Consider the following 18,086-nt stretch of genomic DNA (forward strand, 5'->3'; position numbering starts at 1 on the left):
CCTCCGTAGATCTGCTTCGATTCCTCACCGACTCTCGACGAGGAGCACGTCGAGTGTGGCACGAGGCCATTAGGGTTCCACACACAGCCCGGCTCCCGGTCGGGCCTCCGACCAGTGAAAGGCAGACCTTTGAGCTACAACGAGCCGCCGAACTACGGAACGCCTCCCCCGCCGCCGCCCGGTGGCGGCTACGGCGGTCCCGAGCAGCCCTATGGCCAGCAGCCCGGCTACGGCGGTCAGCCCCAGCAGACGTCCGTGCTGGCGATCATCTCGCTGGTCACCGGCATCCTCGGCCTGCTCTGCTGCGGGTCGTTCGTCTTCAGCGTCGCCGCGCTCATCCTCGGGTTCCTCGGCAAGAAGGAGATCGACGAGGGTCACAAGACCGGCAAGGGCATGGCCCTGGCCGGTCTGATCCTCGGTGCCATCGGTGTGGTCCTGAGCCTCATCTGGATCATCCTCGTGTTCGCCGACGCCGTCTCGTTCAACGCCTACAGCGACCTCTGAGGCTCGGCAGCACCAGCTGCCTGACCTGCAACGCACCGCGGCCCCGCGGAGGGACTCCCAGGAGTCCTTCGCGGGGCCGCGGTGCGTTTGCGGTGCTGCTACGGCGCCAGCCAGGCCCCCGCCGGCGTGTTCCGCAGGACGGTGAAGACCACGACCAGGGCGCCGAGCGCGACGGCGGCGCCGTACTGCCAGCGCTGGGAGAGCTGCCAGTGCCGGCCGGTCCACCGGCTCGCGGACCAGCGCAGCAGCAGCCACACCACCACGGGCACGGCGGCCACGAGCAGCAGGTTGCTGGAAGCGGCCTCGAGCACGCGGGCGTGGGCGAGGTCGTTGACCGCACGCAGGCCACCGCAGCCGGGACAGTCGATGCCGACCGCGGCGAGCGGGCACCCGCCCCAGGAGCCCTGCACATGCGGGTCACGCAGGCGCAACGCCAGCACGGCGGCACCGAGACCACCGGCGACGAGCACCGGCGGCACCATCCTGCGCCAGCGAGGTTGCTCGCCGACGCGCTCGGAGGGTGCCGTGATGGTCAACCGATCAGTGACCCGACTCGTGCAGGCCGACCTTGGCCAGGATCAGGAACAGCGGGCCGGCACCGATGGCGACGACCGCGCCCACCCAGAACAGGGTCCAGTTCACCGGGGAGAGGGAGATGCCGATCCCGCCGATCACGAACCCCACGAGAGACACCAGGACAGCGGTCCAGGCAGCGGGGGTGTTGCCGTGGTTGTCGGCCATGTTGGGGCACTCCTCGTTCGTTTTCCGGGCGGAACGCGTCGATTCTAGGACCAGCACCGCGCTCAGTCGGCGGTCGGGTCGTCCCCGTCGTCCAGGGACTTCCACAGGTCCAGGTTGGACTGGTCCTCCGGGCGGGCCTGCGAGTGGGGCGTCTCGGCGCCCGGGGCGTCGTACCGGGTGCCCATCTCGGGCCATGAGCGCAGGTTGCGCACCGCGACGACGGCCGCGGCGAGGGCGAGGAGTCCACCGGCCAGCGTCAGCCACAGCCAGCTGGTGCGCTCCACACTGATCGCGGCACCGTTGAGCCCGAGCCGGACGGCGAGGTCGGCTGCGGCGTCCTCGTCCTGCAGGAAGCCGCCGGTCACCACGACCGCGACGACCCCGGCCGCGGCCAGCGCCGCGAGCACCGCGACCACCCGGCGGACCACGCCGCGGGTCACCAGCAGCACGCCCCAGCAGGCGAGCACCACCAGGGCCAGGGCGCCCGAGAGCGCGAACTGTGCGGAGCGCTCGGCCAGGCCGAGCGGGAGGCCGCCGGCCGCGGTCAGTGTCTCCTGCGGCACCGCCAGCATCGCGCGGTGCCCGCCGACGGCCGCGGCGCCGCCGCCGGCGAGGCCGGCGAGGACCGCGGGCCCGAAGGTGCGCCGCGCCCGGCTCACGCGAGGCTCAGCGGGGCTGGTGGTTCGTCCGGCGTCGGGGTCAGGCACCGAGGAGGTCCTCGTCGAAGCAGGTGCGGGCACCGGTGTGGCAGGCGACGCCGACCTGGTCGACCTTGAGCAGCAGGGTGTCGCCGTCGCAGTCGAGGCGGACCTCCTTGACGTGCTGCGGGTTGCCCGAGGTCTCCCCCTTCACCCAGTACTCCTGGCGCGAGCGGCTGTAGTAGGTGGCGCGCCCCGTGGTCAGCGTGCGGTGCAGCGCCTCGTCGTCCAGCCACGCCAGCATCAGCACCTCGCCGGTGTCGTGCTGCTGCACGATCGCGGGCACCAGTCCGTCGGCGGTGCGCTTGAGTCGAGCGGTGATGGCGGGGTCGAGTGCACTCACGTCCCCCATTATCGGGGTGCTCACCCGTGCTGCGCGATCCAGGACGCATGCAGCCGGGCGTACGGCGTCCCCGGCTGCGCCACCAGCTCGTCGTGCCGGCCGTGCTGCACGATCCGTCCGCGGTCGACCACCACCACGACGTCGGCGGCCTCGGCGGTGGAGAGCCGGTGCGCGATGGTGACCGAGGTGCGTCCGCTCATCAGCCGCTCCAGGGCGCGCCCGATCCGGGTCTCCAGCTGCGGGTCGACGGCGCTGGTCGCCTCGTCCAGCACCAGCAGGTCGGGGTCGGCGAGCTGCGCGCGCAGCATGGCCACCAGCTGGCGCTCGCCGGCGGACAGGGACTCGCCGCGCTGCCCGACGCGGGTCTCGACGCCCTCAGGCAGCCCGTCGAGCCAGTCGCCGACACCGATGGCCTCCGCGGCCTCCCGGATCTCGGCCTCCGTGGCCCCGAGCCGTCCGTAGCGGACGTTGGCGGCGAGGGTGTCGTCGAAGAGGAAGCCCTCCTGCGGCACCAGCACGACGCTGCTGCGCAGGGCCGCCTCGGAGATCTCGCGCAGGTCGATCCCGTCCAGCAGCACCCGGCCGCGAGTGGGGTCCATCAGCCGGGTCAGCAGCTTGGCGATGGTGGACTTGCCCGAACCGGTCTCCCCCACCACCGCGACCCGCTGGCCGGCCGGGATCGCCAGGTCGATGTCACTGAGCACCTCGGCCCCGCCCGGGTAGGCGAAGGCGACCTGCTCGAAGCGCACGTCGATCGCGCCCTTCGGCAGGGTGTGCCCCTGCGGTCCGGGGTCGACCAGGTCGGCGGGCGTGTCCAGGATCCCGATCACCCGACGCCAGCCGGCGATCGCGTTCTGGGCGTCGGTCAGGATCTGGGTGCCCATCTGCACGGGGCCGACGAAGAGGGTCACGATGAAGGCGAACGCCAGCACCTTGCCGGCGGTGATGTCCTCACCCCAGGCGAAACCCTGGCCGAGCCAGATGCCGACGATGATCACGCCGGCGTTGGCCAGCCCCGCGGAGAGGCCGCCGAGGCTGAACGAGAACGCGGTGAACCCCTGCGCCCGGGTGCTGGCCGCCTTGTGCGCGTCCACGGCGACGTCGATCCGCTCCTGGGTGCGCGCCTCGATGGCGTAGGCCTTGACGACCGTGGCGCCGACCACCGGCTCGGAGACCGCCGACAGCATGGCGCCGACCTGGCGTCGTACGGTGCCGTAGGCGGCGGAGAGCTTGCGCTGGAAGTAGCGCAGGCTCAGGAAGAGCGGCGCGAAGCAGACCCACACCACGATCGCCAGCTGCCAGCTGTAGACGATCATCACGATGGTCGCGATGAGCACCTGGCCGACGCTGACCACGGCGAGCAGGCCGCCGAAGACGAGGAACTGGCTGACCTGGTCGACGTCGCTGGTGACGCGGGAGACCAGGGCGCCGCGGCGCTCGGTGTTCTGGGTGAGCAGGGGCAGGTCGTGGACGTGGCGGAACGCCTTGATCCGCAGCGTCGCCAGGCCGCGCTCGGCGGTGGAGAACAGCCGCGCCGTCATCTTGTACGACGCCCAGCTGGTCACCAGCAGCGCGAGACCGGCCGCCAGCGCCAGCCAGGCGGTGTAGCTCGGGTCGGGCCCGCCCGGGCCGCGCAGGCCGTTGTCGATGGTCTGCTGCAGCGCGATCGGGATGACGACCTGGCCGACCGAGGCGATCACGGCGAGCGTCAGGGTCCAGCCGATGCCGTCCTTGAGCTCCGGGGAGTGCCGCAGGCCGCGGCGGATGGTCTGCCAGGCGCCGATGTCCTCCCCCGTCGAGAGCCGGGTCTGCTCGGGCGTCTGCCCTGGCGTCTGGCCGGGTGCCTGCTCGGACGGATCCGCGGTCGTGTGGGCGCTCATCGGCCCGCCTCCACGGTCTCGGAGCCGGCCGGGCCGGGCGGGTCGCCCGAGCCGACCAGGTCGTCCAGCTCGTCGTTCTCGTAGGCGTTGACCAGGCGGGCGTAGTCGTCGTTGCGGGCGACCAGCTCGGCGTGCGGACCGCGGTCGGCGATCCGGCCCTCGGCGAGGTAGAGCACCTCGTCGGCCAGCCCGATCGTGGCCTTGCGGTAGGCCACGACCAGCAGGGTCGTGTCGTCCCCGCCGAGCCCGGCGAGGATCTTGGCCTCGATGTCGGGGTCGACGGCCGAGGTGGCGTCGTCGAGCACCAGCAGGCGCGGGCGGCGCACCAGGGCCCGGGCGAGGGCGAGGCGCTGGCGCTGGCCGCCGGACAGCGTGGTGCCGCGCTCCCCCAGCCGGGCGTCGAGGCCGCCGGCCAGCGCAGCGACGAAGTCGTCGGCCTGCGCGGTGCGCAGCGCGTCCCACACCTGTTCGTCGGTGACGTCGAGGCCCAGCGTCACGTTGCCGCGCACGGTGTCGTCGAACAGGAACGCGGTCTGCGGCACCACGGCGAGGACCTCCGCCAGGGCGCCGCGCCGCAGGTCGCGCACGTCGACGCCGTCGATCCGGATCGCGCCGGTGTCGACGTCGACGAGCCGTGAGATCAGGGTGGTCAGCGTGCTCTTGCCCGAGGCGGTCGCGCCGACGACGGCGACGGTGCGCCCGGGCTCGACCTCGAAGGTGACGTCGCGCAGGACGGGTCGTTCGGGGGTGTAGCCGAAGCCGGCGTGCTCGACGCTCAGCCGTGCGCCGCTGCCGGTGCGCTGCGGCGCCGGCTCGGCGCCGTACTCCATCGAGCCGGAGGCCTCCAGCACCGACGTCACCCGCTGGTAGCCGACCACGCTGCGCGGGAAGTCGCCGAGCAGCCACCCGATGGAGCGGATGGGGAAGGAGACGACGGTGAGCAGGTAGGCGATGGTGACGACGTCACCGGCCTCGGTCGAGCCCCCGAGCACGCGCTGCACGCCGAGGACCAGCACCACCAGCACGGCCAGGTTCGGCAGGGCAGCGAGGGTGGGGTCGAAGGCGGCGCGGATCCGGCCGACCCTGATGTTCGCCTCGCGCAGCTCGGCGGCCTTGGCGGCGAACCGCTCGGTCTCCTGCGGCTCCCGGCCGAGCGTCTTGACCACGAGGGCGCCGTCGAACGACTCGTGTGCGATCTCAGAGAGCTCGGCGCGCAGCTGCTGCGCGCGAGTGGCCCAGCCCTGCGCCAGGCGCTGGTAGACGACGTTGACGGCGATGACGAGCGGGAAGACCAGCAGGCCGACCACGGCGAGCACCAGGTCGGTGAACAGCATCTGGCCGACCGCGATGACCATCATCGCCAGGGTGCCCACCGCCATCGGCAGGGGTGCGATCGGCCCCCAGGCTGCCTCCACGTCGGCGTTGGCGTTGGACAGCAGCTCGCCGGTGGGGTGCTTCTGGTGCCAGGCCATCGGCAGGCGCAGGTACTGCCGGGTGACCGCGCGGCGGCTGTGCGCCTGCATCCGGTACTGCATGACGCCGGCGCCGAGGCGGCGCGCGACGATGCCGACCGCGCGCAGGATCGCGACACCGATGAAGAGGCCGAGCACCGCCCACAGCAGGTTCGCGCCGACCTCGCCGTCACGGAAGGCGGGCAGCACGACGTGGTCGGTCGCCCAGCCGAGCACCCACGCGTCGGCGACGGTCAGGGCGCCGAACAGCACGCTGCCGAGCGTGGAGAGCGTGAAGATCCACGGCTCCCGCTTGATGGCGACCCACAGGACGGCGAAACCTGCCGACGTCGTACCCGTCACACCGCTCGCCGTCGTCACCCGCCGCTGCTCCCACCTACGTCGTCGTTGCCGGCTGCTGCCGGCACAACCAGTCCCAAGGCCTCGAGGATCGAGACTATTCCGCCGCCCCGACACCGCACCGGCGCCGGTGGCGCTGCCTGCGGCGTTGCGGGGCGGCTCAGCGGTCGGCGCCCACCAGGCTCGGGCTGGCCTCCACCGCGCGCAGCGTGACCGGCGTGCCCGGGATCGTCGACGTGCCCTCGACGGGCTGCCACGCGCCGGTGCCGACCCGGTACTCCGCCTGGTAGGTGGTGTCCACGCGTGCCCCGTAGCGGCCCGTCCGCAGGTAGTCGTGGGTGACCTCGAGGTCGGGGTACGGCGCTCCCGGCGAGGTGCTGTCGAGCACCGTCCCGTCGCCGAAGCGCCAGTGGTACGACGCCGCCCAGATCCGCAGCTGGACCTGCTGGCCGAGCAGCGTGATCGTGCGCTGCAGCGGGCGCGGCTCGACGTAGAAGTTGGTGTCGAAGTTGACCAGGGTGACGCCGTCGGGCGGCTGGACGTTCAGCGCGCTTCCCGGCAGCGGGAGCTCGCTGAACGCGCGGGCGATCATCCCGCCGGTCAGCTGGGGTTCGTCCGGGGTGGGTGGGCCGGCGCAGAAGTCCGTGGTCGATGTGCCCAGCACTGTCGTCGCCGCCTGGCAGGCCGCGATGCCCGCTGGGGGCGGCGGGCGTTCGCCCGTCTGTGTCTGTGACCCGCCACCCTGGGGCGGCGGGTCACAGACCCTCACCGCCTCGGTGATCACAACTCCGTTGACCATCGTGGTGCGCACCGTCTCCTTGCACGCCGCGCTAGCCGGCGGGGCCGCAGGAACAATGATGAGCGCTACGAGGCAGAGTCCCATGGCAGGCACTGCCCTGATCACCGCAACGTCACCAGCTTGGAGACGCGCCAGGCCCCGTCGATCTTCGTGAGAGTGATTTCCAGGATGAACCGCTCTTCGTCGTAGCGCTGCTCCTCTGCTCCGCCACTCGGCGTGGTCGTGCCTTCGGCGACCACCACCGCTGCGAGCACCACCGCCGAGTCCGCATTCTCCTTCGTCTTCTTGACCGAGGCGGAGGACCACGCGCCGCCCTGGAACCCCCCACCGGCCTGGTGCACATCGACCACGGGTTGGATCTGCCATTCGCAGGTTTCGCAGTCCGGCGCCGCTAGCGACCTCAAGGGACGGGGATCCCCGGTTCGCAGGAGGTCTGATCGCGCGTCGAACCACGCTTCGACGGTTTCCTCCGCAGTCATTTGCGGCGCCGCGCTGGTCGTGGCCGTGCTGGAGGAGGCGCCCACCGAGGAGGTTTCGGCAGTGCCGATGCGCTTCGGCTCGTCGCCCCCACAGCCGGCCGCACCCAGAGCTACAGACAGCACCATTGCGGCGACGCCGTACCTGGGCTTCATGCGGTCCTCCGAGAGCAGCAGCCGCTCCGGGACCAGGAGCGGGATGCTCGACGCTAACCCGAACGGCGCCGACATCGCCACCGTCCGGACGAGGGTTGTGGACCAACACCACGGGGCGGGCGGACGCGGGTGAATGGAGCCATCAAGCTATTGCCTTCGAATCTTTGTTCGAATATAATCGGTCCATGGAACTGTTCGCCGACCTCGACCTCGGGGCGCTGCTGGCTGCCGAAGAGGCGGGCGTGCTCGAGGCGCGGCGTCTGGAGGTCGACAAGCTCCTGCGCCTGCTGGCGTGGTGTGACGCGCACTCGGTCGACCCGCAGACCCAGCCCGGCGCGGTCCCGATCGCGTACGGCGGCGACCGTCTCGTCCGCGTCGGCGGTCCCGGCACGCCGGAGGTCTCCGACCTGTGCTTCGCGGAGTTCGCCGTTGCCAGCCATGCCGGGGTCATCGCGACCATGAACCGGGCAGGGGACGCGCTCGACCTGCGCCACCGACTCCCCCGCCTGTGGGCCGCGGTCCAGGACCTGCGCGTCGAGGTCTGGGTCGCCCGCAAGATCGCCACCCTCTCCCGCAAGCTCTCCCGCACTGCCGTGGAGATCGTGGACGTCGCCACCGCCGCCGGCGCCGACCTGATGCCCGGCCGCCTCATCGAGCTGGCCGAGGCCAAGGTGATCGAGGCCGACCCCGACACGCACCGCGCCCGCATCGCCGCCGACGAGGCCAACACCGGCGTGTGGATGCGGCGCCGGCGCCCCGGCCAGTCCGTCACGGAGGTGGACGCCCAGCCCAGCGTGCAGCCGATCACCCTCCGGCTGCCGCTCGCCGGCGCCGTCGAGTTCACGACCAGCGTCGACGACCTCGCTCGAGCCATGGCCGATCAGCACGTCCCGGCCGACGAGGACGACGTGCTGACCATGGGTCAGTGGCGCGCCCGCGCCGTCGAGCTGCTCGCTGATCCGCACGCCGCGGTCCGATTCCTCGACGGCCCTTCGCCGGCGACGGGCGGCGCGGAGGTCGCCGATACCGAGACTCCCCCGCCGTCCCCCGCACAGAACGCTCCCCGCCCCGGCCGAACCGCCGACCTGGCGGTGCACATCAGCGCCGCCGTGCTTGCCGGTCAGGCAGACGGCGTGGCCCGGGTCGAGGGCATCGGCCCTCTGCTGCTGGAGCAGGTCGCCGAGCTCCTGCGGCACCGCAACGTCGTGGTCAAGCCGGTGATCGACCTCAACGCCGGAGCGGCCGTCGACTCCTACGAGCACCCGACCGCTTGCAAGGAGCGCACGATGCTCCGCACCGGCGGTGACGTGTTCCCGCACAGCGGCTCGCGGAGCCGTCGTCTCGACCACGACCACCCCACGCCGTACGACGAGAACGGGCCTCCCGGGCAGACCGGCGACCACAACGACGCGCCCCTCACCCGTCGACACCATCGCGCGAAGACCCACGCCGGACACCGGGTGCGTCAACTGGCTCCCGGTGCCTACCGCTGGGAGACCCGGCACGGGCTGACTCGGGTCGTGACCCGGTACGGCACGACCGTCGTGGAAGGACTCGCCAGCAGCGACCGCTCGCTCCTCGGTGAGCTGCATCCGCAGCGCTTCGAACCAGTGCTGGACCTCCAGGCGGCCTGAGGCGGCGCGAGCCGTGCCTTCCACAGCCGACGACGGACCCATGGCGTTAGACGGCACGACCGGGTTACGTTGCTGGAGCGTCCTGGTCCTGGGCGCAGCACCCTCGGAGGGACCCATGCGTATGCTCCGCGCTCCCGGACTCGCACTCACCGCCGCCCTCCTCGCCTGTGCGTTCGCTGGATGCAGCGACGCCGACGGTGACGAACCGGCACCGCGCCCCACCGTCTCGGCGTCGCCGTCGCCGTCGGCGTCGGCGACCGAAGCAGCCGGCACGCCCGTCGAACCCACGCTGCCTGCCGAAGCGAAGGAACCCACAAAGGCCGGAGCGCGCGCCTTCATCGCCTACTACTGGGACCTGATCAACTACGCGCAGGAGACGGGCGAAGTGACAGCCTTGCGGAATGCGTCCGGCGCACAGTGCGAGGGCTGCAAGACCGGCATTGCCGGCATCGAATCGCTCTACGACAACAATGGATACGCGACCGGCGGCCAGTACAAAGTCACGCTCGTCAAGATCAACAAGCTCGCACCCGAAAAGCGGGCCCTCAACGCGTTCGAAGCGCTCATCTCCGTGACCAACCAGCCTCAACACATCGTGAACAGCGACGGCTCAGTCCAAGACCTCAAGTCGTCGACCAACCGGTATGTGGTCGTGAGCCTGTGGGCCGAAAGCAGATGGAGCCTCGAGATCATGGAGCTCCAGTGATGAGCTACCTGCGCCACACATGCCTGTTTGGCGTGGCGTTTGCGGGAGTGGCTCTGCACGCTGCGACCGTCCTTCAACCGGCTGCTGCAGACCCGCCCTTCGGTGGTGCGGATGACGACGGGATCTGGGTCACGACGCACAAGCAGGAGTCCCAGTCGCAGGAAGGGGTCGGGCTCCCAGCTCAACAACGCCCGGAAGTCTCTCCCGCTGTCCCAGCGTCGCCGAACCGGCCAGCCATTGTCTTGGGGTCCGGCGCCTGCCAGGCCGCCGACCAGGTCAGCGGACAGCTCGTCGAAGCGAGCATCTGCGAGCCCGAGACGGCAGAAACACCAGGCGACACCCTCACCGCAGCCGACGTACAGCGCGCGTTTACCCGCCTCGACCTACCGGCAGGCGATCTCGTGATCCAGCCACCCGACGGGACCACGCTGGTCAACTTCGACACCAATTTCTTCACGACCAGCACGGCCCCGCTCACCCGCACGGTCACGCTGCTCGGGCAGCAGGTCACGATCGAGGCCACGCCCAGCCGGTTCCGTTGGAACTTCGGCGACGGCGAGCCGCTGACCACCACGGACCCCGGGGCGGCATACCCGGACCTCACCGTCACCCACAACTACGAGCGCACCGGCACCTACCAAGTCAGCCTCGACACCACCTACACCGGCCGCTTCCGCGTCGGCGGCGGCGCCTGGCAGGAGATCCCCAGCACCGTCACGATCACCGGCACCGCACAAGAGCTGACGGCAATCGAGGCCACACCCACCCTGATGGGCTACTGACACCCGTCCGCGACCCGCACGGCGACCGGCCCGTTTTGTCCACAGCCCACGACGGCCCATGGCGGCAGACGGCGCCACCGGGTTACGTTGCCGGGGCGTCCTGGTCCTGGGCGCAGCACCCTCGGAGGGACCCATGCGTATGCTCCGCGCTCCCGGACTCGCACTCACCGCCGCCCTGCTCGCCTGTGCGCTCGCTGGATGCAGCGACGCCGACGGCAAGGAGTCGTCGCCTCGCCCCTCCACCTCGACGTCCTCGCCGACGGTGCCGGCGTCGTCCACCCCGGCGAGGAGCACGCCGGCAGAGCCAGAATTGCCCGCCGCGGCCGACCGGCCCACAAAGAATGGCGCCCGAGCGTTCATCGAGCACTACTGGGACCTCATCAACTACGCCCAAGAATCGGGCGACGTCACCGCGCTTCGACAGGCTTCCAGCCACACGTGCGAGGGTTGCAGCACGGGCATAACCGGCATCGAGGCCCTCTACCGCGAGGGCGGTTACACCGTGGGCGGGCAGTACTCGATCGACAGCATCAAGATCAACCGACTGGTCGCGAGCAAGAACGACATTGACGCATTCGAAGCTCTCCTGTCAGTGACCAACGCGCCCCAACAGATCGTCAACGGCGACGGGGATGTGCAGCGTTTGAAGAGCAGCACTAACGAGGTGGTGGTCGCGACACTGTGGTCCGAGGGCGAGTGGCAGCTCCAGGTGATGGAGATCAAGTGACTCGACTGTGGCATCGCATGGCCGCTGTTGGACTCGTGGCATCCCTCTCCGTAGGTACCGCAGCCTCGATCGCGCACGCCGACGATCCCGTTGGTGGCAGTGACGGCGAAGGCTTCTGGATCCAGAAGGTCAAACGAGTACCGCAGGCCCCAAGCCCTGGACGTGACGAAGAGGTGACCGTCGAACCTCATCGTCCCAGCTCGCCGGATCGCGCGGCGATGGTTCTCGGAACAAGTGCGTGCCAGGCTGCCGACCAGCTCGCGGGGCAGTTTGTGGAGACCACCTTCTGCCCGCCCGTCGAGGCCGAGGCCGCGACCCCGGCACTCACCCTGGCCGACGTGCAGCGCGCGTTCACCCGCCTCGACCTGCCCGCAGGCGACCTCGTGATCCAGCCACCGGACGGGACCACGCTGGTCAACTTCGACACCAACTTCTTCACCACCAGCACCGCACCCCTGAGCCGCACCGTCACCCTGCTCGGCCAGCAGGTCACGATCGAGGCCACGCCCAGCCGGTTCCGCTGGAACTTCGGCGACGGCAAGCCGCTGACCACCACGGACCCCGGCGCGGCGTACCCGGACCTCACGGTCACCCACAGCTACCAGCGCGCCGGCATCTACCGTGCGAGCCTCGACACCACCTACACCGGACGGTTCCGGGTCGGGACCGGAGCCTGGCGGAGCATCCCCGGTACCGTCACGATCACCGGCGCGACCCACGAGCTCGAGGCGATCGAGGCCTCCCCCACGCTCATGGGGTACTGATCTCGGCTCAGGGGGCCTCGAGCGGCGACAGGAGTCGCACACTCATGTGGAACGTGGTGGTCGCGCCTTGGAGGACCACCAGGAAGCCGCCCGGCCCGTCGCGGAACACCTGACGTCCCTGGATGGACCACGGGTCGGGCGGGACGTGCTCGAAAGCGGTCTGGCGCGCTGCGGCCAGTGCCTCGGCGCGCACGTCGTACTGCGTGGTGCCGATGTCGATCACGGTGGGCGGCTTCGCGTTGCCGCCGTTGGAGTACTCGACCGCCACCCGCCACGGTCCGGGATCGGGAGCAGACGCGACCTCGCCCTCACCGGCGGGTTCGTAGTTCAGGTACGACATGCCGCTCACCCTCCCCCGCCGACCCCCACGGCACACCAATGGGCAAGACCCGCGACCGCCGGTTGTGGACGAGTCGAACCGTCGAGGAGGTTGTCCACAGGCGGGCGTGGGCCCGGTTGCCGACGCACCCGCAGCCCCGGAGGGTGGAGGCACCCGGAGGAAGGAACCCCCATGGACACCATCGGAATCCGTCTCGGACTCCTCGGCACGACCCTCGCCGCCGCGACCGCGCTCACCCTCGGCGGGTGCTCCGCCGACGCGGCTCCCCCGGCCGAGCACCGAGCACCGTCCCGCGGCCCCGCCACAGAACCTGCCACAGAACCTGCCCCAGGACCGGCCTCACCGGGCCAGCGCCTCGGCGACCTCGGGTCCTACGGCGCCAGCCCGTTCTAGTGCGCCGGCCGGTCATGGCCCGGCACGCCAGCAATCCGACAGCCCGGCAGGTCAGCGGACGGGGTGCCCCGCCTGCGCGAGCGCGGTCTTGACGTCGCCGATGCGCAGGGTGCCGAAGTGGAACACGGTGGCCGCGAGCACGGCGTCCGCGCCGGCGTCGACCGCCGGAGCGAAGTGCTCGACCGCGCCGGCTCCGCCGCTGGCGATCACCGGGATGGCGACCTCGGCGCGGACCTTGCGGATCAGCTCCAGGTCGAAGCCGTCGGTGGTGCCGTCGGCGTCCATCGCGTTGAGCAGGATCTCCCCGGCCCCGAGCTCGGCGGCGCGCGCCGCCCACTCCACGGCGTCGATGCCGGCCGAGCGGCGCCCGCCGTGCGTGGTGACCTCGAAGCCGGACTCGCCGACCTTGTCCGCATCCGCCGCGACCCGGCGGGCGTCGACAGAGAGCACCAGCACCTGGCTGCCGTAGCGGTGTGCGATCTCGGAGATCAGCTCGGGCCGCTTGATCGCGGCGGTGTTCACCGCGATCTTGTCGGCGCCGGCGCGCAGCAGCCGATCCACGTCCTCGACCGAGGAGATGCCGCCGCCGACCGTCAGCGGGATGAAGACCTGCTCCGCGGTCGCGGAGACGATCTCCATCGTCGTCGAGCGGCCCTGGTGGGAGGCGGAGATGTCGAGGAAGGTGAGCTCGTCGGCGCCCTCGGCGTCGTACAGCTTGGCGAGCTCGACGGGGTCGCCGGCGTCACGCAGCTCGAGGAAGTTCACTCCCTTGACCACCCGGCCCGCGTCCACGTCCAGACACGGGATGACCCGGACGGCCAGGGTCATACGAGCCCGCCCTTGGTCAGCGCCAGGGCGTCGGTCAGCGTGAACTGGCCGGTGTAGAGCGCGGTGCCCGCGATCGCGCCCTCGACACCGAGCGGCACCAGGTCCATCAGCGCGCGGATGTCGTCGAGCGTGGTGACGCCGCCGGAGGCGACGACCGGGCGGTCGGTGGCGGCGCAGACGTCCTTGAGCAGCTGCAGGTTGGGGCCCTGCAGCATGCCGTCCTTGTTCACGTCGGTGACGACGTAGCGCGCACAGCCCTCGGAGTCGAGGCGGGCCAGCGTCTCGTAGAGGTCGCCGCCGTCCTTGGTCCAGCCGCGCGCGGCCAGGGTGCGGCCGCGCACGTCGAGGCCGACGGCCACGCGGTCGCCGTACGTCGCGATCGCCTTGGCGCACCACTCCGGCTGCTCCAGCGCGGCGGTGCCGATGTTGACCCGGCGGCAGCCGGTCGCCATCGCGGCCTCCAGCGACTCGTCGTCGCGGATGCCACCGCTCATCTCGACCTTGATGTCGAGCCGGCCGACGATCTCGGCCTGGAGCTCACGGTTCTCCCCGTGCCCGAACGCGGCGTCGAGGTCCACCAGGTGCAGCCACTCGGCGCCGGCCTCCTGCCAGCGCAGTGCCGCCTCGATCGGGTCGCCGAACCGCTTCTCCGAGCCGTCGATGCCCTGCACCAGCTGGACGGCCTGGCCGCCCTTGATGTCGACGGCGGGAAGCAGTTCCAGATACGAGCTCACAGCGATGTCACCCAGTTCCTCAGCAGTTGTGCGCCCGCGTCCCCCGACTTCTCCGGGTGGAACTGCGTGGCGGTGAGCGGTCCGTTCTCCACGGCCGCGACGAATCGGTCGGCCTGGCCCTCGGGGCCGTGCTCGGCCCAGGTGACCAGCGGCTGGTAGGCCTCGGGGGTCCGGTCGTTGGTGACCAGGCTCCACTCGCGCACGCCGTAGGAGTGCACGAAGTAGAAGCGCTCGTCCTCCAGCCCCGCGAACAGCCGGGTGCCCTCGGGCACCTGCACGGTGTTCCAGCCCATGTGCGGCACGATCGGCGCCTGCAGGCGCTCGACGACACCGGGCCACTCGCCGCAGCCGTCGGTCTCGACGCCGTGCTCGATGCCGCGGGAGAACAGGATCTGCATGCCCACGCAGATGCCGAGCACGGGACGACCGCCGGAGAGACGGCGGGCGATGATGCGCTCGCCGCGGATCTCGCGCAGGCCGCGCATGCAGGCGTCGAAGGCACCGACACCGGGCACCAGCAGCCCGTCGGCCTCCATCGCGGTGTCGAGGTCGCCGGTGAGCGTCACGTCGGCGCCGGCGCGCTCGACCGCGCGCACGGCGGAGCGCAGGTTGCCGGACCCGTAGTCGAGGACGACGACGGACGGCTTGCGGTCTGCCACTGCCTACAGAGCACCCTTCGTGGACGGGATCCCGGTCTCGCGGGGGTCGATCGCCACCGCGTCGCGCAGCGCGCGGGCGAACGCCTTGAACTGGGTCTCCACGATGTGGTGCGGCTCGCGGCCGGCCAGCACCCGCACGTGCAGCGCGAAGTGGCCGTGGAAGGCGATGGACTCGAAGACGTGCTGGGTCAGCGAACCCAGGTACGACACCCCGGAGCCGCCGAGCTGCACGTACTGCTGCCCCTCGGGCTCGCCGGTGTGCACGCAGTAGGGGCGCCCGGAGACGTCGACGACGGCGTGCACGAGCGCCTCGTCGAGCGGGACGGTGGCGTCGCCGAAGCGGCGGATGCCCTTCTTGTCCCCCAACGCCTGGCGCAGCGCCTGGCCGAGCGCGATCGCGGTGTCCTCGACGGTGTGGTGGGCGTCGATGTGCACGTCGCCCTCCGTGCGCACGGTCAGGTCGAGCAGCGCGTGCCGGGCCAGCGCGGTGAGCATGTGGTCGTAGAACCCGACACCGGTGGAGATGTCGTGGCGCCCGGAGCCGTCGAGGTCGACCTCGACGACGACCTTGGACTCGCTGGTGGCGCGCTCCACGCGGGCGGTGCGGCTCATGCTCGTTCTCCGTTCACATCGGTCAGGGCCGCGCGGAACGCGGCCATCTCGTCGGGGGTGCCGACCGAGACGCGCAGCCAGCCGTCCGGTCCGGTCTCGCGGATCAGCACGCCGCGCTCCAGCAGACCCTGCCAGACAGCATGACGGTCCGCGAATCGCCCGAACAACACGAAATTGGCATCCGAGTCGGCGACGTCGTACTGCTGCGCGCGCAGCCAGTCCACGAGCGCGTCCCGCTCGGCGCGCAGCTCGTCGACCTTGCCGAGCAGCTCGTCGGCGTGGCGCAGCGCGGCCAGCGCGACGGCCTGGGTGACCGCGGACAGGTGGTAGGGCAGCCGCACCACCCGGATCGCGTCGCAGATCGCCGGGTCCGCGGCCAGGTAGCCCAGCCGCAGCCCGGCACCGGCGAACGCCTTGCTCATGGTCCGGGTGACGACCAGGTTGCGGTACGTCGCCAGCAGCTCCAGCGCGCTGGGCACGCCGGTGCGCCGGAACTCGCCGTACGCCTCGTCGACGACGACGACCCCGTCCTCCCCGGTGGCCTCGCAGAGCACCGCGACCGCCTCGGGCGGCAGCGCGGTGCCTGTGGGGTTGTTCGGGCTGGGCAGCAGCACCACGCTCGGGCGCTCCGTCTTGACCAGGTCGCGCGCGGCGTCGAGGTCGAGGGAGAAGTCCTCGGCCCGGTGCCCGGCGACCCAACGGGTGTTGGTGTCGCGGGCGTACTCCGGGTACATCGAGTACGTCGGCGCGAAGCTGACCGCGGTGCGCCCGGGCCCGCCGAAGGCCTGCAGCAGCTGCAGCATGACCTCGTTGGAGCCGTTCGCGGCCCACACCTGCTCGGGCACGATCCCCGCCGGCGTGTCCTTGGACAGGTACGACGCCAGCTGCTCGCGCAGCGCGACGAACTCCCGGTCCGGGTACCGGTTCAGCGTCGCGGCCGCCTGCGCGGCGGACTCGGCGATGTCGGCGATGCACGCCGCGGAGGGCCCGTAGGGGTTCTCGTTGACGTTGAGCTGCACCGGCACGTCCAGCTGGGGCGCGCCGTAGGGCTCGATGCCCCGCAGCTCCTCACGCAGAGGGGGGAAGGTCACCGGGTCTGCTCCGCCCGCGTGCGCACCGTGATGGCGGCGCCGTGGCCGGGCAGGTCCTCGGCCTCGGCGAGGGTGACGACGTGGTCGGCGACCTCGGCGAGCCCCTCGGCGGAGTACTCCACGACGTGGACCGACTTGGTGAACGCGCGCACCGAGAGCCCCGAGGAGTGGCAGGCGCAGCCCGCGGTGGGCAGCACGTGGTTGGAGCCGGCGCAGTAGTCGCCGAGGCTGACCGGGGCGTGCGGGCCGACGAAGATCGCGCCGGCGTTGCGCACCCGCGCGGCCCAGCCCGCGGCGTCCTCGGTGTGGATCTCCAGGTGCTCGGCGGCGTAGGCGTCGACCACGGCGAGGCCCTGCTCGAGGTCGCGCACCAGCACGATGCCCGACTGCTTGCCTCCGAGGGAGGTGGTGATCCGCTCGCTGTGCTTGGTGGCGGCGACCTGGGTCTCCAGCTCGTCCTCGACCTGCGCGGCGAGCCGCTCGGAGGTGGTGACGAGCACGGCGGCGGCCAGGGGGTCGTGCTCGGCCTGGCTGATCAGGTCGGCGGCGACGTAGGCCGCCTCGGCGGTGTCGTCGGCGAGGATCGCGATCTCGGTGGGCCCGGCCTCGGAGTCGATGCCGACCTGGCCCTTGAGGATCCGCTTCGCGGTGACCACCCAGATGTTGCCCGGGCCGGTGACCAGGTCGACGCGGTCCACGGCGGGGTGCTCGGCGTCGGCGGGCAGGCCGTAGGCGAACATCGCGATCGCCTGGGCGCCGCCGACGGCGTACACCTCCTCGACGCCCAGCAGCGCGCACGCGGCGAGGATCGTCGGGTGCACCGAGCCGCCGAACTCCTTCTGCGGCGGGCTGGCCAGGGCGATCGAGCCCACCCCGGCGGTCTGGGCGGGCACGGTGTTCATCAGCACGCTGGAGACCAGCGGCGCCAGGCCGCCGGGCACGTAGAGCCCGACCCGACCCACCGGCACCTTGCGGTGGGTGACCCGGGCGCCGGGGCCCAGGTCGGTGACCGCGTCGGTCTCCAGCTCGTTGGCGCAGGTGGCGCGCAGCCGGCGGATGGACTCCTCCAGGCCGGCGCGGACGTCGGGGTCGAGCTGCTCCAGCGCCACGGTGATCGCCTCGGGCGCCACCCGGACGTCGTCGACGCGCACGCCGTCGAAGCGCTCCCCCAGCTCCACGACCGCGTCCCGGCCGCCGGTGCGGACCTGCTCACAGATCGCATGCACCGCCGGCACCGCCGCCTCGATGTCGAAGTCGGCGCGGGGCACGGCGGACCGGTAGTCGACGCCGGGGTCGGCCTCGCGCAGGTCGATGCGACGGATCAGGGACATGGCCCGATTCTACGGCGCACGACGCCCCGTCCCTGCCACGGCCGTCCGCCGCGGACGCTCCGGCACAGCGGGCGTCA

The 18,086-nt window shown here is 71.5% G+C and carries 21 protein-coding genes; 6 read left to right on the top strand and 15 right to left on the bottom strand.

The window, feature by feature from the left end; translation table 11 throughout:
- Positions 1-129: 129 nt before the first annotated feature.
- Positions 130-504: a DUF4190 domain-containing protein gene (locus tag KG111_RS10635; RefSeq protein WP_205291832.1), complete on the top strand. Its 375-nt coding sequence runs from the start codon at positions 130-132 to the stop codon at positions 502-504.
- 98 nt (positions 505-602) lie between these two features.
- Here KG111_RS10635 and KG111_RS10640 read toward each other — a convergent pair whose 3' ends face one another.
- The 8 genes from KG111_RS10640 to KG111_RS10675 form a co-directional block, all read right to left on the bottom strand.
- On the bottom strand, positions 603-1,040 hold the full coding sequence (locus KG111_RS10640) for a DUF2752 domain-containing protein (RefSeq protein WP_240195823.1): 438 nt from the start codon (positions 1,038-1,040) through the stop codon (positions 603-605).
- Between the two features lie 4 nt (positions 1,041-1,044).
- The gene (locus KG111_RS10645; RefSeq protein ID WP_205291831.1) at positions 1,045-1,245 is read right to left on the bottom strand and encodes an HGxxPAAW family protein; all 201 of its coding nucleotides are present in this window, start codon (positions 1,243-1,245) and stop codon (positions 1,045-1,047) included.
- Between the two features lie 62 nt (positions 1,246-1,307).
- The gene (locus KG111_RS10650) at positions 1,308-1,904 is read right to left on the bottom strand and encodes a Trp biosynthesis-associated membrane protein (RefSeq protein ID WP_213449980.1); all 597 of its coding nucleotides are present in this window, start codon (positions 1,902-1,904) and stop codon (positions 1,308-1,310) included.
- A gap of 40 nt (positions 1,905-1,944) precedes the next feature.
- Positions 1,945-2,295: a phosphoribosyl-AMP cyclohydrolase gene (hisI, locus tag KG111_RS10655; RefSeq protein WP_205291957.1), complete on the bottom strand. Its 351-nt coding sequence runs from the start codon at positions 2,293-2,295 to the stop codon at positions 1,945-1,947.
- An 11-nt stretch (positions 2,296-2,306) separates the two neighbouring features.
- Positions 2,307-4,166, bottom strand: a complete 1,860-nt coding sequence (locus KG111_RS10660) for an ABC transporter ATP-binding protein (protein ID WP_205291829.1) — start codon at positions 4,164-4,166, stop codon at positions 2,307-2,309.
- Complete coding sequence (locus KG111_RS10665; protein ID WP_205291828.1) at positions 4,163-5,998, bottom strand: ABC transporter ATP-binding protein; 1,836 nt, start codon at positions 5,996-5,998, stop codon at positions 4,163-4,165. The genes KG111_RS10660 and KG111_RS10665 overlap by 4 nt, the downstream gene beginning before the upstream one ends.
- 139 nt (positions 5,999-6,137) lie before the next feature.
- The gene (locus tag KG111_RS10670; protein ID WP_205291827.1) at positions 6,138-6,641 is read right to left on the bottom strand and encodes a PKD domain-containing protein; all 504 of its coding nucleotides are present in this window, start codon (positions 6,639-6,641) and stop codon (positions 6,138-6,140) included.
- Between the two features lie 236 nt (positions 6,642-6,877).
- Positions 6,878-7,483 carry a DUF6318 family protein gene (locus tag KG111_RS10675; protein ID WP_205291826.1) on the bottom strand — a complete coding sequence of 202 codons (606 nt, stop codon included), beginning with the start codon at positions 7,481-7,483 and terminating at the stop codon, positions 6,878-6,880.
- A 110-nt stretch (positions 7,484-7,593) separates the two neighbouring features.
- On the opposite strand from KG111_RS10675, the gene KG111_RS10680 reads away from it, so the two are divergent.
- From KG111_RS10680 to KG111_RS10700, 5 genes are all read left to right on the top strand, one after another.
- The gene (locus tag KG111_RS10680; protein ID WP_205291825.1) at positions 7,594-9,042 is read left to right on the top strand and encodes a 13E12 repeat family protein; all 1,449 of its coding nucleotides are present in this window, start codon (positions 7,594-7,596) and stop codon (positions 9,040-9,042) included.
- Between the two features lie 115 nt (positions 9,043-9,157).
- On the top strand, positions 9,158-9,748 hold the full coding sequence (locus tag KG111_RS10685; RefSeq protein ID WP_205291824.1) for a DUF6318 family protein: 591 nt from the start codon (positions 9,158-9,160) through the stop codon (positions 9,746-9,748).
- On the top strand, positions 9,748-10,530 hold the full coding sequence (locus tag KG111_RS10690) for a PKD domain-containing protein (protein WP_205291823.1): 783 nt from the start codon (positions 9,748-9,750) through the stop codon (positions 10,528-10,530). The genes KG111_RS10685 and KG111_RS10690 overlap by 1 nt, the downstream gene beginning before the upstream one ends.
- Before the next feature lie 133 nt (positions 10,531-10,663).
- On the top strand, positions 10,664-11,257 hold the full coding sequence (locus tag KG111_RS10695; RefSeq protein ID WP_205291822.1) for a DUF6318 family protein: 594 nt from the start codon (positions 10,664-10,666) through the stop codon (positions 11,255-11,257).
- 272 nt (positions 11,258-11,529) lie between these two features.
- Positions 11,530-12,021: a PKD domain-containing protein gene (locus KG111_RS10700; RefSeq protein WP_205291821.1), complete on the top strand. Its 492-nt coding sequence runs from the start codon at positions 11,530-11,532 to the stop codon at positions 12,019-12,021.
- Between the two features lie 7 nt (positions 12,022-12,028).
- On the opposite strand, the gene KG111_RS10705 is transcribed toward KG111_RS10700, so the two are convergent.
- From KG111_RS10705 to hisD, 7 genes are all read right to left on the bottom strand, one after another.
- A complete protein-coding gene (locus KG111_RS10705; protein WP_205291820.1) occupies positions 12,029-12,361 on the bottom strand; it encodes a hypothetical protein in 333 nt (110 codons plus the stop codon).
- Positions 12,362-12,805: 444 nt separating this feature from the next.
- The gene (gene hisF / locus KG111_RS10710; protein WP_205291819.1) at positions 12,806-13,582 is read right to left on the bottom strand and encodes an imidazole glycerol phosphate synthase subunit HisF; all 777 of its coding nucleotides are present in this window, start codon (positions 13,580-13,582) and stop codon (positions 12,806-12,808) included.
- Positions 13,579-14,316, bottom strand: a complete 738-nt coding sequence (priA, locus tag KG111_RS10715; protein WP_205291818.1) for a bifunctional 1-(5-phosphoribosyl)-5-((5-phosphoribosylamino)methylideneamino)imidazole-4-carboxamide isomerase/phosphoribosylanthranilate isomerase PriA — start codon at positions 14,314-14,316, stop codon at positions 13,579-13,581. The genes hisF and priA overlap by 4 nt, the downstream gene beginning before the upstream one ends.
- Complete coding sequence (gene hisH / locus KG111_RS10720) at positions 14,313-14,975, bottom strand: imidazole glycerol phosphate synthase subunit HisH (protein ID WP_205291817.1); 663 nt, start codon at positions 14,973-14,975, stop codon at positions 14,313-14,315. The genes priA and hisH overlap by 4 nt, the downstream gene beginning before the upstream one ends.
- A gap of 3 nt (positions 14,976-14,978) precedes the next feature.
- Complete coding sequence (gene hisB, locus KG111_RS10725) at positions 14,979-15,587, bottom strand: imidazoleglycerol-phosphate dehydratase HisB (protein ID WP_205291816.1); 609 nt, start codon at positions 15,585-15,587, stop codon at positions 14,979-14,981.
- Positions 15,584-16,678 carry a histidinol-phosphate transaminase gene (locus KG111_RS10730; protein ID WP_205291815.1) on the bottom strand — a complete coding sequence of 365 codons (1,095 nt, stop codon included), beginning with the start codon at positions 16,676-16,678 and terminating at the stop codon, positions 15,584-15,586. The genes hisB and KG111_RS10730 overlap by 4 nt, the downstream gene beginning before the upstream one ends.
- On the bottom strand, positions 16,675-18,003 hold the full coding sequence (gene hisD, locus KG111_RS10735) for a histidinol dehydrogenase (RefSeq protein WP_205291956.1): 1,329 nt from the start codon (positions 18,001-18,003) through the stop codon (positions 16,675-16,677). The genes KG111_RS10730 and hisD overlap by 4 nt, the downstream gene beginning before the upstream one ends.
- Positions 18,004-18,086 lie beyond the last annotated feature (83 nt).

The sequence above is a fragment of the Nocardioides faecalis genome (assembly GCF_018388425.1).
Lineage (GTDB): Bacteria > Actinomycetota > Actinomycetes > Propionibacteriales > Nocardioidaceae > Nocardioides > Nocardioides faecalis.